General features: G+C 57.9%; 23 protein-coding genes. 7 read left to right on the forward strand and 16 right to left on the reverse strand.

The window, feature by feature from the left end; translation table 11 throughout:
• Positions 1 to 180 precede the first annotated feature (180 nt).
• A complete protein-coding gene (locus J5286_RS28925; protein WP_209193431.1) occupies positions 181 to 381 on the reverse strand; it encodes a hypothetical protein in 201 nt (66 codons plus the stop codon).
• A 121-nt stretch (positions 382 to 502) separates the two neighbouring features.
• Between J5286_RS28925 and J5286_RS28930 the strand changes: the two genes are divergently transcribed.
• Positions 503 to 784 carry a hypothetical protein gene (locus J5286_RS28930; protein ID WP_209193432.1) on the forward strand — a complete coding sequence of 94 codons (282 nt, stop codon included), beginning with the start codon at positions 503 to 505 and terminating at the stop codon, positions 782 to 784.
• Here the strand turns inward: J5286_RS28930 and J5286_RS28935 are convergent.
• The 12 genes from J5286_RS28935 to trbB are packed head-to-tail and all read right to left on the reverse strand — an operon-like array spanning position 781 to position 10,602.
• Positions 781 to 1,044 carry a hypothetical protein gene (locus J5286_RS28935; RefSeq protein WP_209193433.1) on the reverse strand — a complete coding sequence of 88 codons (264 nt, stop codon included), beginning with the start codon at positions 1,042 to 1,044 and terminating at the stop codon, positions 781 to 783. The genes J5286_RS28930 and J5286_RS28935 overlap by 4 nt on opposite strands.
• Positions 1,044 to 2,342, reverse strand: coding sequence for an IncP-type conjugal transfer protein TrbI (gene trbI, locus J5286_RS28940; RefSeq protein WP_209193434.1), 1,299 nt, complete (start codon positions 2,340 to 2,342; stop codon positions 1,044 to 1,046). Before trbI ends, J5286_RS28935 begins: the two co-directional genes overlap by 1 nt.
• A 15-nt stretch (positions 2,343 to 2,357) precedes the next feature.
• Positions 2,358 to 2,804: a conjugal transfer protein TrbH gene (gene trbH / locus J5286_RS28945; protein ID WP_209193435.1), complete on the reverse strand. Its 447-nt coding sequence runs from the start codon at positions 2,802 to 2,804 to the stop codon at positions 2,358 to 2,360.
• Between the two features lie 3 nt (positions 2,805 to 2,807).
• On the reverse strand, positions 2,808 to 3,638 hold the full coding sequence (trbG, locus tag J5286_RS28950; protein ID WP_209193436.1) for a P-type conjugative transfer protein TrbG: 831 nt from the start codon (positions 3,636 to 3,638) through the stop codon (positions 2,808 to 2,810).
• 14 nt (positions 3,639 to 3,652) lie between these two features.
• Entirely contained in the window at positions 3,653 to 4,315 is a 663-nt protein-coding gene (locus tag J5286_RS28955) for a conjugal transfer protein TrbF (protein ID WP_112949656.1), read from the reverse strand.
• 21 nt (positions 4,316 to 4,336) lie between these two features.
• Positions 4,337 to 5,518, reverse strand: a complete 1,182-nt coding sequence (trbL, locus tag J5286_RS28960; RefSeq protein WP_209193437.1) for a P-type conjugative transfer protein TrbL — start codon at positions 5,516 to 5,518, stop codon at positions 4,337 to 4,339.
• Positions 5,512 to 5,715, reverse strand: coding sequence for an entry exclusion protein TrbK (gene trbK / locus J5286_RS28965; protein ID WP_209193438.1), 204 nt, complete (start codon positions 5,713 to 5,715; stop codon positions 5,512 to 5,514). Before trbK ends, trbL begins: the two co-directional genes overlap by 7 nt.
• Positions 5,712 to 6,521 (reverse strand): P-type conjugative transfer protein TrbJ, encoded by an 810-nt coding sequence (gene trbJ, locus J5286_RS28970; protein WP_209193439.1) that lies wholly within the window; start codon positions 6,519 to 6,521, stop codon positions 5,712 to 5,714. The genes trbK and trbJ overlap by 4 nt, the downstream gene beginning before the upstream one ends.
• Positions 6,514 to 8,949, reverse strand: coding sequence for a conjugal transfer protein TrbE (locus J5286_RS28975; protein ID WP_209193440.1), 2,436 nt, complete (start codon positions 8,947 to 8,949; stop codon positions 6,514 to 6,516). Before J5286_RS28975 ends, trbJ begins: the two co-directional genes overlap by 8 nt.
• A 10-nt stretch (positions 8,950 to 8,959) precedes the next feature.
• Positions 8,960 to 9,259: a conjugal transfer protein TrbD gene (locus J5286_RS28980; RefSeq protein ID WP_209193441.1), complete on the reverse strand. Its 300-nt coding sequence runs from the start codon at positions 9,257 to 9,259 to the stop codon at positions 8,960 to 8,962.
• On the reverse strand, positions 9,252 to 9,647 hold the full coding sequence (locus J5286_RS28985; RefSeq protein WP_209193442.1) for a TrbC/VirB2 family protein: 396 nt from the start codon (positions 9,645 to 9,647) through the stop codon (positions 9,252 to 9,254). The genes J5286_RS28980 and J5286_RS28985 overlap by 8 nt, the downstream gene beginning before the upstream one ends.
• Positions 9,637 to 10,602, reverse strand: coding sequence for a P-type conjugative transfer ATPase TrbB (gene trbB, locus J5286_RS28990; protein ID WP_209193443.1), 966 nt, complete (start codon positions 10,600 to 10,602; stop codon positions 9,637 to 9,639). Before trbB ends, J5286_RS28985 begins: the two co-directional genes overlap by 11 nt.
• 368 nt (positions 10,603 to 10,970) lie before the next feature.
• On the opposite strand from trbB, the gene repA reads away from it, so the two are divergent.
• The 6 genes from repA (at position 10,971) to J5286_RS29020 (ending at position 16,806) form a co-directional block, all read left to right on the forward strand.
• A complete protein-coding gene (gene repA / locus J5286_RS28995) occupies positions 10,971 to 12,167 on the forward strand; it encodes a plasmid partitioning protein RepA (protein ID WP_209193444.1) in 1,197 nt (398 codons plus the stop codon).
• Between the two features lie 120 nt (positions 12,168 to 12,287).
• Positions 12,288 to 13,247: a plasmid partitioning protein RepB gene (gene repB, locus J5286_RS29000; RefSeq protein WP_209193445.1), complete on the forward strand. Its 960-nt coding sequence runs from the start codon at positions 12,288 to 12,290 to the stop codon at positions 13,245 to 13,247.
• 174 nt (positions 13,248 to 13,421) lie between these two features.
• Positions 13,422 to 14,639 (forward strand): plasmid replication protein RepC, encoded by a 1,218-nt coding sequence (gene repC, locus J5286_RS29005; protein ID WP_209193446.1) that lies wholly within the window; start codon positions 13,422 to 13,424, stop codon positions 14,637 to 14,639.
• A 255-nt stretch (positions 14,640 to 14,894) separates the two neighbouring features.
• Positions 14,895 to 15,401 (forward strand): hypothetical protein, encoded by a 507-nt coding sequence (locus tag J5286_RS29010; RefSeq protein ID WP_209193447.1) that lies wholly within the window; start codon positions 14,895 to 14,897, stop codon positions 15,399 to 15,401.
• A complete protein-coding gene (locus tag J5286_RS29015) occupies positions 15,376 to 16,188 on the forward strand; it encodes a hypothetical protein (RefSeq protein ID WP_209193448.1) in 813 nt (270 codons plus the stop codon). Before J5286_RS29010 ends, J5286_RS29015 begins: the two co-directional genes overlap by 26 nt.
• Before the next feature lie 81 nt (positions 16,189 to 16,269).
• Complete coding sequence (locus J5286_RS29020) at positions 16,270 to 16,806, forward strand: hypothetical protein (RefSeq protein WP_209193449.1); 537 nt, start codon at positions 16,270 to 16,272, stop codon at positions 16,804 to 16,806.
• A 21-nt stretch (positions 16,807 to 16,827) separates the two neighbouring features.
• Here J5286_RS29020 and J5286_RS29025 read toward each other — a convergent pair whose 3' ends face one another.
• The 3 genes from J5286_RS29025 to J5286_RS29035 all read right to left on the reverse strand — a co-directional run bounded on the left by J5286_RS29025 (position 16,828) and on the right by J5286_RS29035 (position 19,092).
• The gene (locus tag J5286_RS29025) at positions 16,828 to 17,982 is read right to left on the reverse strand and encodes a site-specific integrase (protein WP_209193450.1); all 1,155 of its coding nucleotides are present in this window, start codon (positions 17,980 to 17,982) and stop codon (positions 16,828 to 16,830) included.
• Positions 17,982 to 18,269: a DUF7673 family protein gene (locus tag J5286_RS29030; protein WP_209193451.1), complete on the reverse strand. Its 288-nt coding sequence runs from the start codon at positions 18,267 to 18,269 to the stop codon at positions 17,982 to 17,984. Before J5286_RS29030 ends, J5286_RS29025 begins: the two co-directional genes overlap by 1 nt.
• A 208-nt stretch (positions 18,270 to 18,477) precedes the next feature.
• Positions 18,478 to 19,092, reverse strand: coding sequence for a hypothetical protein (locus J5286_RS29035; protein ID WP_209193452.1), 615 nt, complete (start codon positions 19,090 to 19,092; stop codon positions 18,478 to 18,480).
• Between the last annotated feature and the right edge of the window lie 167 nt (positions 19,093 to 19,259).

The raw sequence follows: 19,259 nt of genomic DNA on the forward strand, positions 1-19,259 counted from the left end.
TCCGCTAACAACTTTGCTCGCTCGAGAATCGAGGAGCAGGTCGCCTACTGTCTTGCGGATTATTTTACCTATTGCCTGATGACAGTTCCACTGCAGTTTTGCAGGGTGGACTGGGCTCTTACTTTGCGTGACCATGGCACCAGCCCCGCGATCGCGGCACCCGGAGGCCCAAAACGCGGATCACTTTGCGAATTCTATCGTGATCGCCTGCTCTTGTTGTTCAAGAGTGAGATGAATGTCGTTGACCTCGGTATCAGGCCCGACAACCTCAAAGTTGGTGGGCGTCCGGTCTTCGAACATCCGGTAGGCGTTCATCGCAGCCTCTGCGGGATTGTCTGCTTCGATTAGCAAGGTGTGAGAGGTCACTCTGTAAAACGGCATGTCCTTCTCCCCCGACTCGGCTCTCAGACGTCTAGCATCCCAGAGCACCACAAGGAACGGACATCACCTTGAACGCGTTCAGTCCGGCACCTACGTGATCATTGCAGGAAAACGGATCGGCATGATGAAAGCTGACGCCACATCCATCACGAAAACCTCGTTGGAGGCTCTGACTGCGATAGCGAAGTTCAGACGCCAAAGACGCGTAGGCCGCGCTTGGCTTATCGGGGACCGTCGCGTCGCGACTAAGACGATCGAAGCGCTGGAGCAAAAGGACCTTGTTAGAGAGGTCGCTTTTAACGGGACACCGGCATTGGTTTTGACTGACGAAGCCAAAAATTTCTTAGCTGTAGGCAATGGCGCGGCGCACACGGGTCTGCCGGTTGTTGCTCAACGGGACTAAGTCCTTGTAATCGCCCTGCCAAAAAAGCGGTCTCGCTCCTCCATGACGTCGCGCCCGGCAGCGTACAGGTGCGCAATCGCCTCTCTAATTTCCGAGAATGCCTTCATCGTCCGCTGTGATATGTAATCGCCGCCAGCATCAATGTTTGACTGTAAGGCATTCGCGCAGTCGGTGGAAAGGCGATCAATCTCAGGCGCGATAGCGTAGAGCTGTTCCACCACACGGTCGAGATCGCCCTTGGCACGCTCGGGGGCGGACATTAACCCCTGTAGTTGCCCGGGAAAATGATGTCCTGATCAACCAGCACATTGAACCTGTAACCTGGCCTGATTTTGATGGTTGGCTGGACGTTGAGGTTTTTCGAGATTGTCTGCTCGGCGACACGTCCAAACGTTTCGGCAAAATTTCGACGTGCCGCGTCCGAGGCCGTGTCCTGCGTTGCAAGTGTTGAACTCTCAGGCATCGACATGTCGATTCCTGTCCCTATGAGCGCGACAAGCGCGGCCGAACCGAACGTCCTGAGGTAGTGGTTATCGACCTTGTCGTTGAAACCGCTGTAGCCTTCCGCGTCGGTCCCAGCCATGCCTCCGATCTGAAGGGTTGAACCATTCGGGAAGATGATGTCGGTCCAGACGACGAGGACCCGGTTCTGGCCGAATGACACCTTGCTGTCGTAACGGCCAAGAAGCTTCGTGCCTTGCGGAACGAGCGTGTAGTGGCCGGTTGCGCTGTCGTAGACGTTCTGGCTGATCTGAGCCGTGATGCGGCCTGGCAGGTCGGAATTGATGCCTGTGATCAGGGTCGCGGGGATTACGGATCCACGCTTAAGTTCGAAGCGTGACTGCGGAGGCACGACCTGATTGGGCAGGTAGCCGAAATCCTTGATGTCTGCATTGAAGAAATCTTCTTTGGACGCCTGCGCGTTCTGATCGAACTGACCTGCAGCGCCGGCTTTCAATGCAGCGGCATAAAGATCCTGCGCGCCGCCTGGCACGGTGTTCAATTGACGCGCCGCAGCCGACGCGGCGCCCGGCGCTTGTGCCGAGACATCTGATATGTCGACCTTCAGCGGCGAGTCGAGAGCCGCCCCCCTCGCCTGCAGGCTTGCCATGCGCTGACGTTGCTGCTCGCGGAAGATCTGTTCTCGCTGTTCGCGAAGCATCCTTGCGTTCCACTCTTCGTCCGATTCCATGCGAGACCTGCGCGGCTCCCGTGGTTCGATTTTTGGTTCCGCCTCAATCGGACGTGCGGCTTCCTGCTGCTGAGGGACGGGAGTTGGCTGAAACACCGGCTGCTGTTCCTCTCGATCTCCAATAATCCCGTCTTTGACACCCCGCTTCAACTGGTCGGCGAAGGTTGAGGCCGGAGTGCCAGATCCGCTATCGTTCGGGTCGTGCTGACCAAACCTCAATCCACGTGAGGAGAGGCCGTAAACGAGAACGGCGAGGAATAGAACCAGGATCGCAATGCCGACGAAGAGCGGCACGCGATTGAGGCGCTTCATCCCCTTCTCGTCAGCAGACTGATTTGATATTCCCAGTTGCAGCGATTGGGCCATGATCGTCTCCGCCTGTTAGTTTCGCTTCATGAGGGAAAGGGGGCTTGCTGGCGTCGCCACGCCATTGCTGACCGAGTAGGCTCGGCCGAGGTCCATCGTGTCAGTCGAAAGCCGCGCCAGCACCTGTCCATCGACGGCGGCGAGCGAATAGGCCAACGTGACGGGTTTGGGCGCATCCTTCGCGCTCGCGCTCTTGTCATCGGCGAGGACCGCAAATCCCCAACCCTTCAATGCAGCTTCGAGTGCAACGGAGAATTCAGACGCATCCTTTTGCAGTTTAATCGGCGTGGACGTCGATCCGGCTTGCTCGGCGAACCGACCTGCCATGTCGCCGGCAATAGCGCCTGCGGCTGGCCCTGTGACGTCACCGGGCGCGACGCTGGTGGTGAGCCCGTCGGTTGCCGTCTGGCATCCGGCCAGGCCGAGGGCGAGGACAATCGGAATGAGGCGATGGAGCTGCATGTTTCACCCTCCCCGCCGGATCGTGATCTTCTGCTGTTTCCAGCCGACCCCGGATATCAGGATCGCCTTGTCGATGTTGTAGTCGACGATCATCATGTCGTTCTTCATCCGGTAATTGACTATGCGGTTCTGGCCGCCTGAGACGACGAAAAGGACCGGCGCGTCCTGGCCAGAGATTGCGCGAGGAAACTGAATGTAGGTCTTCTGCCCATCGGAGTAGACCCGCTTGGGGCGCCATGGAGCGCTTCCGCTCAGGCCATAGGAGAAGGCTAGCTGTTCGGGAGCGACACCGCCCTCCGGCCCAGTCATGGCCTGGATGCGGGCATTGATGTCGGAGAGCTTTGTGGCTGTATCCTCGGGATACTCGAACCCGACACGGGCCATGTATTGCGTGGGATGAGACTTCAGCTGGATGTGATAGGTTCGGCGCGAGGTGGTCACCACCATGGACGTGATAAGCCCCGGCTCTGCAGGTTTGACGATCAAGTGGATGGCTTGGCCGCCGGCGGCACCCGATGTGGCGGGCTCGACCTTCCAGCGCACAGTGTCGCCGACCAGTACGTCGCGGACGATTTCGCCGCCCTGCAGCTCAATATCGCAGACTTGCAAGGGTGAGCACACGACAGACGGCTGCGTCTCACCGAAGAGAAAAATCACCTTGCCGTCTGGTCCACGTGTCACCAGCCCGGCCTGCCCCCGCCATTTGCCGGAGAGGTTCGTCCCCTTTGCCTCGTTGCTCGACAGGCTTTGCGCGATCGCAGTGGAAGAGACCGCGGTCGATACGGCAAACGCCAGCATGCAAAGAAGCGCGACGCGTTTGTGTTTGATCCTCATTTCAGATCCTGCCCTCAAAGTTGCGCGGTCCAATCGAAATCGGTCACATAGACGCCGATCGGATTGAGCCGGATTGTTGCTTCGTCTTGTGGTGACGTGATCGACACCGTCGCGATCCCTCGGAAGCGTCGGGTTGCGACCTCCTTGCCTTTCCGATCACGCTCGTATTCGGTCCAGTCGATCTGGTAGGTCTGGTTCGAGAGCGCGACGATGTTGTTCACCTCAATCGCCACTGTCGCGTTGACCGCTTTTTCGAACGGCGAGTTGCCGCGAAACCAGGCATTGACCTTTTGCGTCGACGCATCGCTCGTTCTAAGCAGTGCATAGGTGCGATCGATATATTGCTTCTGGACCACCGCATCCGGCGTGATCGATCGGAAGCTGGTCACAAAATTCCCAAGGGTCGCACGTACGACCCGCGTATCCGCATATTCGATCTGCTGCGGGAAGCCGCCGGAAACCGTGTTGCCGAGTTTGTCGACCTCGACGATGTAGGGAACGAGCTTGACCTGGGTGCTGAGATAAAGCGCGTAGCCAAAGCCGATAACGGCCATTCCCAGGCTCAAGATGCCCACGGCCCGCCAGGCGGAGGCCGCCTTGACGTAGGAGCCGTAACGTTCTGACCATTCCTGCCTTGCGGCAAGATACGGGTTCTCAGGTGCGGGGTGCCCTGCCATGTGTGTGATCCTGTCCGTGGATTATGATTTGTCCGGTCTTTCCGGAGGAGGTGGCGGAGCTGAAGGGTTGCCCCTTGCCTGATCGAGCTTCGCGTTGGCCAAGCCGAGAAGCGAGCCGGCATAGGCACCGGGCGACCCAATCGCCTTCTCCTTGGCAGCGGATCCGGCAGCCATGGCGCCAGAGCTGAAACTCGCGCCCATGCCTTTGAGCACCGAGCCAGCGGCCGAGGATCCGCCGGCCCGGGCTGCCTGCGCGGCGGCAAAACCAGCGCCGACCGCACCGGCGCCGAGAAGCGCGCCACCCGCTGCGAACGAGGCCGTCTGTCCACCGTGGCGGATTGTCTCCATTCCGCCGGAGACCGAAGCTCCCTGTACGACGCCCTGGATGATGTTCGGGACATACATCGCGATGATGAAGACGACGACGGAGATGCCGGCGATTGCGAGCGTGGTGATGAATTGGTCGCTTTCGGCAGTAGGCGCCTGGGCGAGGCCAAGCAAGACGTTGGATCCGATCTTGGCGATCATGACCAAGGCCATCAGCTTCATCCCCACTCCAAAAGCGTAGACGAGATAGCGGACCGCAAAGTCCTTGGTGAAGGATGAGCCGCCTAGCCCGAGCATGATCATGCCGGCCAGTAGGCCGACATACATCTCGACCATGACCGAGACGAAGATTGCCGCAACGAGCGAGAAGCAGATGACGACGATGCCCATGGCAAGCACCGCGGCGATCGCCAGGGCATTGTCCTCGAACACGCCAAACTTGGCCTGTTCGGATATCTGAGACGCAACGCGAATGCCGGCGTCGAAGACTTCGGCAGGAGACGCAGAGCCGCCACCGGCGCCGATTTGGAATAGGCTGTCGACGACGGCCTTTGCGAAGGTCGGACCTTGCGTGAGTGTAAAGGCAAAGAAGCCGATGAACATGATGCGCCGAACGAGCTCGGCAAACCAACTGTCCAGAGATGCTGCCTGGATCGCGAGCCACACGGCGGCAATGCCAACCTCGATGCCCGCAAGGATCCAGAACAGCGATTTCGCGGCATCCATGACCGTGGTTTCCCACCCCTTCGCAGCTGTCGAGACCTGATTTTCCAACTCCGTCAGAACTTGGCCTTGCTGGGCGAGAGCCGGCACCGCCAAAGCGAGGAAGGCGATACCGGCAACCAGGATGGTGCTTGTGCGACCGCGCTTCACCATTTCGGGCGCATCTCCTGGCCCTTTTCGATCGGCGGGAGGGGCTTGCCTGAGCCAAAGAACTTTTCGCGTGTTTCTCGCTGTTCTTCACTCATCTGCGGCGTAGAGGCGCTCTCTCGACGCATTAGAACGACGGTGGTGATCGCAGCAATTCCTGCCATCACGATGCAAACAGAGGCGATTAATGCGGGGCGGGTCACCAGCGGGGCTCCATTTTCTGTCCGGAGGGAACGGATTGGACGTCTGCATTGAAGAACTTTTCCCGACGCGCCTGTGCAAGGTCCTTGTCCGTCTGTTCGCTCTGCAGCCAGGTCCCCATCATCGTCGTCTGCTGGGAGACAACGCCGCGGAGCTTCTGCATCTGCGCGACCTGCTGAGCGGCGATCTGGTGGCCGACCTGCAGTGCCTTCATCTGGCCGTCCGCCGATTGCGACATAGATCGCAGCTGACCCATCGTATCCTCCTCACTGTCGAACTGATCGGCGGTGAGGCTCGCAGCCTTAAGCGTGCTGGAAATCGTGTCGCGGTTCGTATTCGACCACGTCTGATAGGTAGACGAAAAGCTCTCGGCGTTCGGCAGGTTGGTCTTGAGATCGGAATAGCTTTTAAACCGTTGCTTCAGAAGATCGTCGGCATTGCCCATGGAGAAGGCGATGCCCTGACCCTGATTGACGACATCACGCAGCTGGTTCAGATCGCCTTCGACCTGGCCCCAAATGTGGTTCGGAAGCTGGGCCGTATTCTGCAGCATGTTCTGGTAGATGTTGAGCTGGTTCTGGATCTGCTCGGCAAGCTGCGTGATTTGCTTGATCTGGTTATTGATCTGCTCTGTCGACTGGCCGACAAGATGGATGAGCTCACCATTGTTGAGCATCTGCGTCATTTCGGTCGCACCGGTAACCGCCCCTCCCGCGTAGGAAACATTGGGCGTCGCGGCCAGCCCGGCGGCAACCAACCCGGCCACCAACGATCTGCCGAACTTCAAATACTGGACTGGTTCACTCATAGCGGTTGATCCCCCTTTCGATGAGCCACTGACCCGGCCATTCCTGGCCATGGGTCGAAGAGAGCGTGCGGATGCGGGCTAGATCGGCCTTCCCGGAGGCGCCGACAAAGGAAAGCGTGACTGGGCCAAGCGCCATATCGAAAAGCCTGCGGCCGTCGGGCGAGGTCACGTAGTACTCGCGTTTGGAAATGGCATTTGCGACAATCTCGATCTGGCGTTCGTTGAAGCCGATCCGCTCGTAGAATTCGCGGGTGCCGGTTTCCCGGGCGGCGCCATTCGGAAGGCAGATCTTGGTCGGGCAGGATTCCTTCAGCACGTCGATAATGCCAGAGCGCTCAGCGTCGGAGATGGACTGCGTGGCGAGGATGACGGCGCAGTTCGCTTTGCGCAGCACCTTGAGCCACTCCCGGATCTTGTCGCGAAACACGGGATGGCCGAGCATTAGCCATGCCTCATCCAGAACGATGAGACTTGGCGAGCCATCGAGCCGCCTCTCGATCCGTCGAAAGAGATAGGTCAGGACAGGCACCAGATTGCGCTCACCCATGTTCATCAGCTGCTCGATCTCGAAGCATTGGAAGCGCCCGAGCGTCAGGCCATCTTCTTCTGCATCGAGGAGCTGACCCATCGGACCATCGACCGTGTAATGATGGAGAGCATCCTTGATCTCGCGCATCTGGACGCCACTGACGAAATCCGACAGCGAGCGGCCAGGCGCCGAGGCCATCAATCCAATCTGTCGCGAAATCGCGTTTCGATGGTCTGGCGCGACCGTCACACCTTGAAGCGAAACGAGGGTCTCGATCCACTCGGAAGCCCAGGCTCGATCAGCGTCGGTCGAAAGCTCTGACAATGGGCAGAAGGAAAGACTGGCCCCCTCCCCGCTTTCGCCACCGATCTCGTAGTGGTCTCCGCCAACGCCGAGCGTCAGCGGCAGCATCGAGTTGCCCTTGTCGAAGGCAAAAATTTGCGCCTTCTCGTATCGGCAGAATTGCGCGGCGATCAGCGCGAGAAGGGTCGATTTGCCGGACCCGGTTGGCCCGAAGATCAAGGTGTGACCAACATCGTCGACATGCAGGTTCAGTCGGAAGGGCGTCGACCCGGATGCCACCTGCATGAGCGGTGGCGCATCGGGCGGATAGAACGGGCACGGCGCGGACGGCTGTCCTGACCAGACAGAGTTCAGCGGAACGAGATCTGCCAGATTGCGCGTATTGATCAGCGGTTCGCGGATATTGCAGTACCAATTGCCTGGCAGGCTGCCTAGAAAAGCATCGGTCGCATTCAGCGTCTCGATGCGAGCTCCGAAGCCTTCCGCCTGGATGAGGCGACGAACCGCCTCCGCCTTCTCCTGCAGTGCCGAGCGGCTCTCGTCGAAGAGAATGATGACAGGGGTGAAGTAGCCGTAAGCCACCAACTGAGAGGAAGCTTCAGCAATCGCATCCTCTGTCTCGGCGACCATAGCCATCGCATCCTGATCAATCGATCGGGATTGCGTCTGGAACAGTTGGTCGAAGAACGGCCGCACCTTCTGCTGCCACTTCTTGCGAGTCCTCTCCAGCCGCTGCTTGGCTTCCTCCGCATCAAGGAAGATGAAGCGCGACGACCAACGATATGTCAGCGGCATGAGGTTTAGGCTGTTCAAAATGCCCGGCCAACTCTCGGCCGGCAACCCGTCAATCGCGATCACGCCGAGAAAGCGGCCTTCGACGCGCGGCGTCAGTCCGTGTTCGAGCTCTGCCGTCGCCAACCAGTCCAGGTACATGGGAATTTCTGGCAAACGGACGGGATGGTTCTCGCCAGTGATGGCAAACCGAATGAACTGGAAGAGCTCGTCGTAGCGCGCAACGCGAGCACCATCCCGTTCGGGGACTTCTCGGGTCTGCATGCGCTGCACCGAGAGAACATTGCTGAGATATTGCTCAATCTCACGGATTGAGCGCCGAAACGCATCGAGAGCGGTATCGGCATATTTTGCTGAGCGACTTTCGGTATCCGAGTAGATGTATCGGGTCAGGCCGGATCGGCGTCGCTCTGGCGGCCGATACGTTAGAATGAGCGCGTGCCGGCTTTCGAAATGCCCGCGTTCCTGCCCAAAATGCCGCCGACGCTCGTCATCGATCAGCGACGTGACAGTATCGGGGAAATAGCTGCGCTCAGCAGACGGGTACTCAGTTGTCAGTACCCGCACGGCCTCGACCTGGATCATCCAGCCCGTACCGAGGCGCGAGAGGATCGCGTTGATCTGACGGGAGAGCTCGTTGCGCTCGAAGTCAGTCGCGCTTTCAGAATCCGGACCGGCAAAATACCACCCGGCCATCAGACTGCCGTCCTTCAGCAAAAGAATTCCATTGTCGACAAGGCCGGCATACGGGACGAGATCCGCGAATGATGGACCTGTCGATCGAAATGTACATAACGCGACCATCGCGAGGTCCTCAGTATCGGCGCCAGGGCGCGGAGGTCGGAAGGTAATGCGCCCGATAGCGCATATGGCGGGCATAGACTTTGCGCATCATGGGATCGGATTTCGCCATCATGCGGAGCGCGCCGACGACCACGATCCAGATCGCGACGCCGAAAAGCGCCGAATAGACGGTCAGCACAACGAAGATCAGGATGATGGCCGCGAGCCCGGTCAGCAGCACGAGCTCTCGATCCGCCCCCATCAAGAGATTCGGCCGCGACAAAGCGCGGTGGATTCGGTTGCGATGGAGTCTGGCGCCCGCTTCAGCCATGACGCCCCTCCCCTCCCCCGACCCGTTTTGTATTTGGGACCGCGGTTTGGCTGGCAACAAACGAGCCGCCGATAGAAGCCCCGGTGGAGCCGAAGAGGCCGACGATCGTCGTCGCGCCAAGCAGGATCCCTGCGACCAGCACCACATAAACCAATCGCCGCGCGAAATCGTTGAGTTCGCCGCCGAAGATCAGCATACCGCCGGCAATCGCGACCGCAGCGAGCGCGATATAGCCAGCGACCGGTCCGGTGATGGATTGCTGGATCTGCTCGAGTGGGCCCTCCCACGGCAGGCTTCCGCCGCCTGAACCTGCAAGAGCTGGTCCGGCAAGTGAGACGCAAAACAATGCGCCGATAATTCCCAAACGGAGAGAGCGATTATGCTGCATGACTGTCCTCGTCGATCTGCGGATAGTGTTCGGTCTGGTAGCGCGAGCCGTTGAAGCCCTCGACATGAAGGACCTCCCTCACCCGGCGGCCTCGACCGGCGCGTTCGATCGAGATTACGAGGTCGACCGCTTCGCCAATCACGGCCTGCATTGGCTGCTGGCTCGCCTCCGATGTCAGTTGCTCGAGGCGGCGAAGCGCCGACATGGCCGAGTTCGAATGGATGGTCGTGACGCCCCCCGGATGTCCTGTGTTCCAGGCCTTCAAGAGGGTCAGTGCGGCGCCGTCACGCACCTCGCCAACAATGATCCGGTCGGGACGCAGGCGCATCGTGCTCTTGAGGAGACGCGCCATGTCGGCCGCATCACTGGTGTGGAGGGACACGGCATTTTCCGCCGCGCACTGGATTTCGGACGTGTCCTCGAGGATCACCATTCTGTCTTCCGGTGCGGCCGAAACGATCTCGGCGATCACAGCGTTTGCGAGCGTCGTTTTGCCTGAGCCCGTCCCGCCGGCGATGACGATGTTCAATCGTTCAGCAATGGCGCTGCGGATGATCGACGCCTGCGCTTCCGTCATGATCTTCGCGGTCACATAATCGTCGAGCGGAATGAGCCGCGATGCGCGCCGGCGGATCGTGAAGGTCGGCGAATTGACGACGGGAGGCAAAAGACCTTCGAAGCGATGGCCGCCAATCGGTAGCTCACCAGAGATGATTGGTCGTTCGCCATCGGCCTCGGACTGCAGAGCGTGCGCAACCGAGCCGATGACAGTCTCGGCCGCGGTCGCCTGCATTTCGCCGGCTGGCGCGACGCCATGGCCGAGGCGCTCGATGAAAAGCTTGCCATCTGGGTTGAGCATAATCTCGACGACCGTCGGATCTTCAAGGGCAAGGCAAAGGTGTTCGCCGAGGGCGTCCTGGAGTTTGCGGACAAGGCGAGAGTGCGACTGAAGCATTGGTGGGCTCGTCTCCTCGTTTGAGTACGGGAGGAGACAGACCTCGGTCGCCACGCAAAGTCCACGTGCAATATTGCACCTCGCGAGTCGCGCCCGATTCCGTCAGGTTCACTTCGATTCGGTGCTTTGCCGGCGAGTTCCGCTATCGATGCGGATTATGAGTCACAGGAAAAATTAACAGGGAGATCGAACCGTGTGATCGATAAATTGCTGGAATCTAAGCGTTAGTGGCGTGTGCATCCGAAATGGCCGTTTTGCGTTAAGACTTTGTTAACTTTAAAAATCTTGCAAAACGCGTTGGAATAGGTTGTCTTATCCACGGCAAAAAGATGTATTTACGAAATTTACCGTGTGTACGAGAGGACGTCGTGGAGAATCCCGCTCAGCTTCAGAAAGCTATTCATAAACTGATTGCGGCCCACGCGCGAGATCTCTCGGGCGCGCTTCACGAGCATCGTGTGAAACTTTATCCGCCTGAGGCTCGAAAGACCCTTCGGTCATTTTCATCGATCGAGGCTGCGAAGCTCATCGGCGTGAACGATGGTTATCTTCGCCATCTTTCGATCGAGGGTAAGGGGCCGCAGCCTGAAATCGGGAATAATAATCGCCGATCATATTCGGTAGAGACTATTCAGGCGCTCCGCGAGTATCTCGACGAGAATGGTAAAGGAGACCGCCGGTACTCACCACGCCGCAGTGGTGGCGAGCATCTGCAGGTGATCACCGCAGTGAACTTCAAGGGCGGCAGCGGCAAGACTACCACGGCTGCCCATCTTGCTCAGTATCTCGCGCTGAATGGATACAGGGTACTTGCTATCGATCTTGATCCGCAAGCCAGTATGTCTGCCTTGCACGGATTCCAGCCAGAATTTGACGTTGGCGACAACGAGACGCTCTACGGCGCCGTTCGTTACGATGACGAGCGACGTCCCCTGAAGGACATCATCAAGAAGACCTACTTTGCGAACCTTGATCTTGTGCCGGGCAACCTGGAGCTTATGGAGTTCGAGCACGATACCGCCAAAGTGCTCGGCTCTAACGATCGCAAGAACATATTTTTCACGCGTATGGACGACGCGATTGCATCCGTCGCGGACGACTATGACGTTGTCGTTGTCGACTGCCCTCCCCAGCTGGGCTTTCTGACTATTTCGGCACTATGCGCTGCGACTGCGGTTCTCGTTACTGTTCATCCTCAGATGCTTGATGTCATGTCGATGTGCCAGTTTCTGTTGATGACGTCTGAGCTTCTCAGTGTCGTCGCAGACGCCGGTGGCAGCATGAACTACGATTGGATGCGCTATCTCGTAACGCGCTACGAGCCAGGAGACGGACCGCAGAATCAGATGGTGTCGTTTATGCGCACAATGTTCGGCGACCATGTCCTGAACCACCCAATGCTCAAGAGCACGGCCATTTCTGACGCCGGTATCACCAAGCAGACACTTTACGAGGTGAGCCGCGACCAGTTCACGCGAGCAACATACGACCGGGCCATGGAATCGCTCGACAACGTGAACAGCGAGATCGAGCAGCTCATTCAATCCTCGTGGGGTCGCAAATGACGGTCGCAAAAACACGCGGAAACAAGAGGTTGACCGAGAAGTTGCCAGCCGGAAACTTTTCAAACCTCGCGCCTGTGTCGCGGTATTCAATCGATCACGGGCACTTCAGGGGAAAGCAAGATGGCTAGAAAACATCTCCTTTCAGATTTAAAGGCACCTACTTCATCAACTACGGAGTTCGGTGAGACTAGAGCTGCAGACGCCCCTACCCCACAATATGCGCCTCGAGGTGCGATCGGTGCAGTTTCGCGCTCGATTGAAGCTTTGAAGTCGCAGGGACTGAGCGAACTCGACCCCGAACTGATAGATGCGCCGTCTGTTACTGATCGCCTCGATGAGGATGGAGCCCAGTTCGAGGAGTTCGCGCGCAACATTCGCGAGAATGGGCAGCAGGTTCCAATTCTTGTTCGCCCACATCCGACCGTCGAGGGACGGTATCAGATTGCTTACGGCCGGAGACGATTGAGAGCGGTTAAGGCCGCCGGCGTCAAGGTCAAAGCCGCAATCAGAAATCTGTCTGATGACGAACTGGTTTTGGCTCAAGGTCAGGAAAACAGCGCGCGTCAAGATTTGTCGTTTATCGAGCGTGCGCTCTATGCGGCTCAGCTCGAAGCAAGTGGCTATCAGCGTCCCGTCATTATGGCAGCGCTTGCTGTGGACAAGAGTAACCTTTCGCGGTTGATCCAGGCTGCGACTCAGTTGCCAGACGACATCATTCGCTTGATCGGTGCTGCACCAAAGACCGGTCGTGATCGCTGGTACGAGCTGTCGTCGCGGCTGGCTTCAGACGACGCTGTCGAGAAGGCGCGAGCTCTCCTCTCGAGTGGCGAGCTCAGCTCCCTGGGGTCTGATGAGCGATTTGTCTGCGTATTCGACGCGGTTGCACCAAAAAAATCCAAGAGGGAAAAAGCTCGACCGAATGTCTGGCAAGCCGAAGATGGGGTCAAAGCTGCGAGTTTCCGCCAGGACAAACGAACACTGACATTGATGATCGACAAGACGGCGGCGCCGGAATTCGGCGAGTACCTGATGTCGGCTCTTCCCGAGATCTACGCTTCGTTCAAAAAGTCGAAGCAGTAGATGATTTGTAACGAAGAAAGGTGCCGATAGCGCAAAGAAAAAGCCCTCCGAAACAGTGTTCCAGAAGGCCTCTCTCAGTTTGGTCGCTTAGAGAATCGCACTTCCCGGAATCACAGTCAAGAGTCAACGCCACACCGGCGTAGCCTTTTCTTTGCCTTGCGAAAGGTGAAGGACATGGAAACAGGTTACATCACGACGCCTTTTGGGCGACGGCCGATGACGCTTGCCTTGGTGAAGCGTCAGGTCAAGACTGAGCAAGCTGCAGCAGAAGGATCGATTGATAAGTGGCGAGTGTTTCGCGACGTCAGCGACGCACGCTCGCGACTTGGCCTCCAAGATCGAGCGCTCGCTGTCTTGAATGCGCTCCTGACATTTTCCCCAGGGCCCGAACTCAGCGATCAGGGAAACTTGGTCGTCTTCCCATCGAACGCACAGCTATCAGCGCGCACAAATGGCATTGCTGGCACAACGCTGCGCAAGTGCCTCGGTTTGCTTGTGGAGGCTGGGGTGATTATTCGCAAAGACAGTCCCAACGGGAAACGCTACGCTCGGAAAAGCGGTGAAGGCAACATCGAGGATGCCTATGGCTTCAGTCTCGCGCCTCTTCTCGCGCGCGCCGGCGAGTTTGCTGCACTCGCCCAAGAGGTAGCGGCTGAACAGCGTCGCTTCCGCATCATGAAGGACCGCCTCACGATCGTCCGGCGAGACGTCCGCAAGCTAATCACCGTTGGTATGGAAGAGAGCCTAGCCGGCGATTGGGGAGCTGCGGAAGCATGTTTCGTCGAGATTGTCGGAAAGTTCGCGCGACGACCAACTATACAGGATTTGACTGCCAGCCTCGACGAGATGACCCTGTTGCACGAAGAAGTCTCTAGGATGTTGAAAACTCAGGAAGAAACCACGAAAGACGATGGCAATGCCATCGCATACGGATGCCACATACAGAATTCAAATACCGAATCCAGCTATGAACTTGAACCTAGCTTCGAAAGGAAGCAGGGCGAAAAGTCCGAGAGAAACAGCCGGACAAAGCGGATGGGAGAACCGGAGACATTTGCGTTGCCGATGGTGCTGCGTGCGTGCCCCGAAATATTGCCCTTCGGTCCAAGAGGATCAATCAGTAGCTGGCGCGATATGATGTCGGCCGCCGTGACTGTTCGCTCCATGCTCGGCGTCAGCCCGTCAGCGTATGAGGAGGCCTGCGAAGTGATGGGCCAGGCGGGTGCGGCGATAGCGATAGCTTGCATCTACGAACGGGGCGGGCACATCAACTCGGCAGGGGGATATCTTCGAGATCTGACGGGGAAGGCGCGGCGCGGCGAGTTTTCTCTTGCACCGATGTTGTTTGCCGCCTTGCGCGCCAATGCCCTCCCGGCCAAGGTTTCCGCCTAGCGGTGCTGATTTTTCGAGCTTGGCCAAGATAAACGATTGAATAAAAAGGAGTTTTTGCCAGAAAGGGCCAAAGTTTCCGGCTGACAACTCGATAAAGCCCGGTGGCCTATTCAATAGATGCGGGAGGTCACTCGACAGAGACGACGCTCCGCGAGCGACTTGGTGAGTCCAAATTTGCCCTGCGGCGATTAAGAATTCGTGGAGAAACAAGATCTATAGCGGAGCTACGCCAGCTTCATTACTCGAGAACTGTTCATGCGTTTCGACCCGGACCCCTTTGTTGGCTCGCTTATTATGACGTTGCTGAGGGCAGGTTTCGTCAATACGGCAGGTGAAATTACACGGAGTATCGCGAGCGGGAACGGCGGTGAGGCATACCCTGCCGCTGAGCAGGAAGCGATTTTCGCTGATATCATTCAGCACAACATCATCCGCCCCCATGAGATGTGGAGGAAAATCGTGAACATGCGGACCAGCGAGGAGAAGAGGACCAACGAAGAGGAGTTCTTGATGGTGGCTGATGCCGTTGGTCGCGAGGTTCCTCTAGGAAGCCACGATTACGAGGTCTTCGTCCTAGTTTTGCAAAAGGTGGTTGCGGACCTTCGGCGCCCGCCGGGACCGCGAGATCCGACTCCAGGCAAGGGGGGAGGAGGGCCGCCGTCACCTTCTCCCAGCTACGGGCCGACCACGACTCCGTCTTTGACACCTTCTAGCAACAGAACCGATGGAGAGAGGCATGAGCCCCCAGGCAATCGCCGCTGAACAGTCTCAACGGTCAGATAATGAGAAGAAAAAGCTGAACGATAGCCTTCGTACCGCCCTGAATGGTCTGTCAGCGGCGATCCGAAAGAAGGCCAGAGGATCCACGGTGCTCCTGGAGCAATATGACGGTCAGGGCAAACTTTTCGAGGCACTCATCCTCTTTGCCGTCAGAAACGAATTGAAAGATAGAAACGTTAAGGTCGGCGTGCGGCCTCAACAGAAAGATAAGCCGGAGCGATTTCTGCTTCGAGGAGCCCCTGGCCGGCTTAAGCCTAAGCGTGCTCCAACGGAGCCATCATATTTTACGCTAGCGGCCGAGAGCGGCAAAACCTTTGAAATGCACAGTTCAGTAGAATGGCCGGATCATCATGTCGGCGCATCTCTCGGCCACGAACTCGACATATCGATAGCAGCCGAGCGCGACATAGACATGCTCCGAGAATGGACAGCGAAATCGCAAAAATTGCCGCGCCCGGTGTTTGCTCTTGAGGCGAAGTTTCGGAGCCGCGGGCCCGATAAATCTTTGGGCAGGGAGCTTACTGGCCTTGCGTATGGCCTACACGCCGGTCGTCTCCTTCTCGTGTCTAGCAAAGAACCAGACGATTCCGTAAAAGCTCAGGTCAGCAAGATAGTCGACCTTGGGAACAAAGTGCGGACGCAAGCGTCATGTCTCACCTTTTTCCATGGCGAGAACTACCCCGACGACGGCATATTCAGGGATATTGCGAAGATCATTGCCGACGACCTCAATACGAAGGTAAGTTTTGTGGAACGCATCTTAGGATGACAATATTGTTGTGTTTCGGCGCCTTTCTGATCGAGAGCCGTCCGTCCGCCAGCTCATCAAATGATCAATTTGAGGAAAACAATGGCGATGCTTGACCGAGCCAAACACGAGTTTGGCCACTATGTCGTGAGCCGAGTGGTGGGGTTCAAACCGGGCGCCGTTTCCGCCGAAATCAACGGCAATACCGGTGGTACGGCGGAAATCGACACATTTCGACCAATTGGGTCGATTGTGGATATGGAGAAGTTCTGCGAGGACCGTGTGAAGGTCCTATACGCTGGCGTCCTTGCTGAATCGCTCGAAGATGGGAAAGTGAACAATAACAAGGCGCTCAGCCTGGCTGCAGACACCGGAAAAGGAGACCACATGATGGTTCAGCAGCTTTGCAACATCTTGAGGAACATCCGCTATTCCAGCGACAAGGACTTTGGCGAAGCCAAAATGAAGGATGATGAAAGAAGGCTCTGGCAGGAAGCGGCAGAGATGGTCGAAGCGCGCGCCGATTTGATAAATTCCCTTGCCCAAGAGCTTTACGAGCGGCGTGCCCTTCACGGAAAACTCGCAGTTTTTACGGCCGCCGAACTGCTCGCCCACCCGGCTCTGCAAGGCGCGACCTAATCAACATATAAGACGCGATGTCTATAGGATCCGCGCCGCCTTGCCACTTCGTCGCGTAGCGTTGTTGTAATAGCTAGAGGCCTGTTGCACAGATCGATGGCGCGACTGCTCCATTGCCTCGGGGAGGGGAATACCACGGTTTGCCGCTTCAGTTAGATAGCCTGACCGAAGCCCGTGCGCCGAAAACTCCCCAGGCTCCAACCCGGCCATTTCAGCCCGCTGCTTGACGATCAGATTGATCGACTGCGGATCGAGTTCGCGACTCGAGACGGTGCCCCAGCGCCCGATTCTTCGAAACACGCTCCCGCTCGCGATCTTGGCTGCAGCGATCCATGCATTCAGTGCCTCGACCGGCCGACCGGTCAGATAGACGACATCGTCCTGCTCGCCGGTGGTCGTTTTTGTCCGGCCGAGATGAATCGCGAGAGAGGGGAGGGGAGGGCCGTCCGGCACCTCGATCGGTGTTTCCGCCGTCAGCTGCTCGACCCGTAGGCCTGCGATCTCGCTGCGCCGGCGGCCGCCAGAGGCAAACGCGACCATCAGGATGGCGCGGTCGCGCAGATCCCGCAGGTTATCGGTGGCGCAGGTCGCCAGCAGTTTTGCCAAAACGTCGCCCGTGACCGCCTTGGCGCTCTTCCGGCTTCGCTTCCGCGGAACGGCACGCACGGCCAGCCGGATCGCCGACTTGAGGGGAGGGGAGGCGAAGGCGCCATCGAGTCCGCGCCATTTTGTCAGCGTCGACCAGTTCGCCAGGCGCCGGCGTACTGTCGACGGGGCGTGCGGCCCTGTCGATTTCAGAAACCCCTCGCTGCGCAAATTCTTCTCGACATCGGCCGGCATGCCATGGTCGGGATCGCTGGCGCGCTTTTGCGGATCCCACAAATGCTGCGCGACGAATTTCAGCAGTAATGCCTCGGGCGCCGGCCAGATTAGCGACTGTTCTGTCGCGGCCAGAGCCCAGGCTTCGATATAGGCGAGGTCGGAGGTGATGGCGCGCAGCGTGTTGGCGCCCATGCCCTCGTTGACGAGATGCCGGAGCGTTTCGATGTCCTGATCGGTCAGCAACTCGGCGAGTTCGTCACGGCGTTCGATCGGAAGGACAGAGGCGATGGTGTCGAGTTCGACGGCCCGGCGCTCGACACCGGTGAGGCTCGCGGCTTTTCTGGCGGCAGCCATCAGGCCGTTTCAGCCTTCGGCCGCCAACGTGCAATAATCTGCTCGATCTCGCTGCGATAGTCGTATGGGTATTCGACATCTTCCTCGCGCGCCAGCCAAGTGAAGACGGTCGCCATGTCCTCGGAGACCTCGCGATCGACATTGGCCAGATCGGTGAGGTCGAAGCCGCCATGCACCTCGGCATTCCACCAGGCGAGCAGAAAATTGGCGACGCGGCGTCCCTGGCCGGTATCCTGATGGGCGATGTTGAGCAGCTTTTCGAGGGCGAAACGAACGCGATCTTCCATGGAAAATGCCTTTGTCGAGCGTGATTTGGCCCAATTTAGATGGATTTGCGACTCCTGTCGATCTACTATCGATAAGGGAGAGTTATCGATAATAGAAATGCGAGGAGTTGACTGTCGGCAGTAACGAACCTTAACTTCGATATAGGTTCCTTTAGAGACTCTGTTAACCATGATATCAGATACTTAGGACGAGTTGTCCTTTGCAAGTTCACCTGCTCCAAGGTACCGCATCGTAAAGAACAGATGTCATCGAAGCGAAGCTTGATCCAGGTGGCGCGCCGGCCAGATAGGCATCTCTTAGCGCCGGATCGCGGCTCCGTTGGAGCATCGCTTCATGTTCTATTTCCTTGCGGCGGCCGACATGCGCGGTCGAGGGGTCCCTCAGCATCTTCTCGACAACCGCCAAGGATGCAGCGGGACGGGCCAGATGATAGCTGTAGTTCACCGTGCCAGGTAGCAATTGTTGATCGAGGATGAGGACCGCACCGGGGTGAACGACGTCGGGGCGCTCGACAACATGCAGGCCAAGATCAACTTTCATAGTTTCAAATTCCAACCATGCGTGGGAGATCATGATATGGTCCGTTCCGTCGTTGACATAGCCGACGACGGTTTTGCTCGTGATTGCGTGAGCCTCTGCGAGGTGCTTCTCGAGCGTCATTGTGACCTGATAGCACGCCCCAGTGAAGCGCTTAGGCAGGATGAACCGATCGAAGAGATTGATGGCTGCTTCAGCGACGACGCGGTGCTGGCCCTCAAAGCGATCCAGGATACGCTGCCTTGCGGCACCGTAGGCTTGCTTTCGCTTGTTCGCCTCCCCCATCATTCCCTCCAATCTCATCGCTATACAGCGCCGGCTCGGATTTTCCACCCGAGCACATATCTCTGCTCTTCCCAACACTTTCAAAGTTTAGTTTGACTATTTCGGAGCACGAATACAATAAGTTGCAATGTCGATTATGTCGACGCGTTGGACGAGGGGTGTCCAAC

The organism is Rhizobium sp. 16-488-2b (assembly GCF_017741815.1).
Classification (GTDB): Bacteria; Pseudomonadota; Alphaproteobacteria; order Rhizobiales; family Rhizobiaceae; genus Rhizobium.

What these genes read in the sequence shown, in the direction of transcription:
- J5286_RS28925 (WP_209193431.1), bottom strand. Translation starts at nt 381, where the DNA reads ATGCCGTTTTACAGAGTGACCTCTCACACCTTGCTAATCGAAGCAGAC.
- J5286_RS28930 (WP_209193432.1), top strand. Translation starts at nt 503, where the DNA reads ATGATGAAAGCTGACGCCACATCCATCACGAAAACCTCGTTGGAGGCT.
- J5286_RS28935 (WP_209193433.1), bottom strand. Translation starts at nt 1,044, where the DNA reads ATGTCCGCCCCCGAGCGTGCCAAGGGCGATCTCGACCGTGTGGTGGAA.
- trbI (WP_209193434.1), bottom strand. Translation starts at nt 2,342, where the DNA reads ATGGCCCAATCGCTGCAACTGGGAATATCAAATCAGTCTGCTGACGAG.
- trbH (WP_209193435.1), bottom strand. Translation starts at nt 2,804, where the DNA reads ATGCAGCTCCATCGCCTCATTCCGATTGTCCTCGCCCTCGGCCTGGCC.
- trbG (WP_209193436.1), bottom strand. Translation starts at nt 3,638, where the DNA reads ATGAGGATCAAACACAAACGCGTCGCGCTTCTTTGCATGCTGGCGTTT.
- J5286_RS28955 (WP_112949656.1), bottom strand. Translation starts at nt 4,315, where the DNA reads ATGGCAGGGCACCCCGCACCTGAGAACCCGTATCTTGCCGCAAGGCAG.
- trbL (WP_209193437.1), bottom strand. Translation starts at nt 5,518, where the DNA reads ATGGTGAAGCGCGGTCGCACAAGCACCATCCTGGTTGCCGGTATCGCC.
- trbJ (WP_209193439.1), bottom strand. Translation starts at nt 6,521, where the DNA reads ATGAGTGAACCAGTCCAGTATTTGAAGTTCGGCAGATCGTTGGTGGCC.
- J5286_RS28975 (WP_209193440.1), bottom strand. Translation starts at nt 8,949, where the DNA reads ATGGTCGCGTTATGTACATTTCGATCGACAGGTCCATCATTCGCGGAT.
- J5286_RS28980 (WP_209193441.1), bottom strand. Translation starts at nt 9,259, where the DNA reads ATGGCTGAAGCGGGCGCCAGACTCCATCGCAACCGAATCCACCGCGCT.
- J5286_RS28985 (WP_209193442.1), bottom strand. Translation starts at nt 9,647, where the DNA reads ATGCAGCATAATCGCTCTCTCCGTTTGGGAATTATCGGCGCATTGTTT.
- trbB (WP_209193443.1), bottom strand. Translation starts at nt 10,602, where the DNA reads ATGCTTCAGTCGCACTCTCGCCTTGTCCGCAAACTCCAGGACGCCCTC.
- repB (WP_209193445.1), top strand. Translation starts at nt 12,288, where the DNA reads ATGGCTAGAAAACATCTCCTTTCAGATTTAAAGGCACCTACTTCATCA.
- repC (WP_209193446.1), top strand. Translation starts at nt 13,422, where the DNA reads ATGGAAACAGGTTACATCACGACGCCTTTTGGGCGACGGCCGATGACG.
- J5286_RS29010 (WP_209193447.1), top strand. Translation starts at nt 14,895, where the DNA reads ATGCGTTTCGACCCGGACCCCTTTGTTGGCTCGCTTATTATGACGTTG.
- J5286_RS29015 (WP_209193448.1), top strand. Translation starts at nt 15,376, where the DNA reads ATGAGCCCCCAGGCAATCGCCGCTGAACAGTCTCAACGGTCAGATAAT.
- J5286_RS29020 (WP_209193449.1), top strand. Translation starts at nt 16,270, where the DNA reads ATGGCGATGCTTGACCGAGCCAAACACGAGTTTGGCCACTATGTCGTG.
- J5286_RS29025 (WP_209193450.1), bottom strand. Translation starts at nt 17,982, where the DNA reads ATGGCTGCCGCCAGAAAAGCCGCGAGCCTCACCGGTGTCGAGCGCCGG.
- J5286_RS29030 (WP_209193451.1), bottom strand. Translation starts at nt 18,269, where the DNA reads ATGGAAGATCGCGTTCGTTTCGCCCTCGAAAAGCTGCTCAACATCGCC.
- J5286_RS29035 (WP_209193452.1), bottom strand. Translation starts at nt 19,092, where the DNA reads ATGGGGGAGGCGAACAAGCGAAAGCAAGCCTACGGTGCCGCAAGGCAG.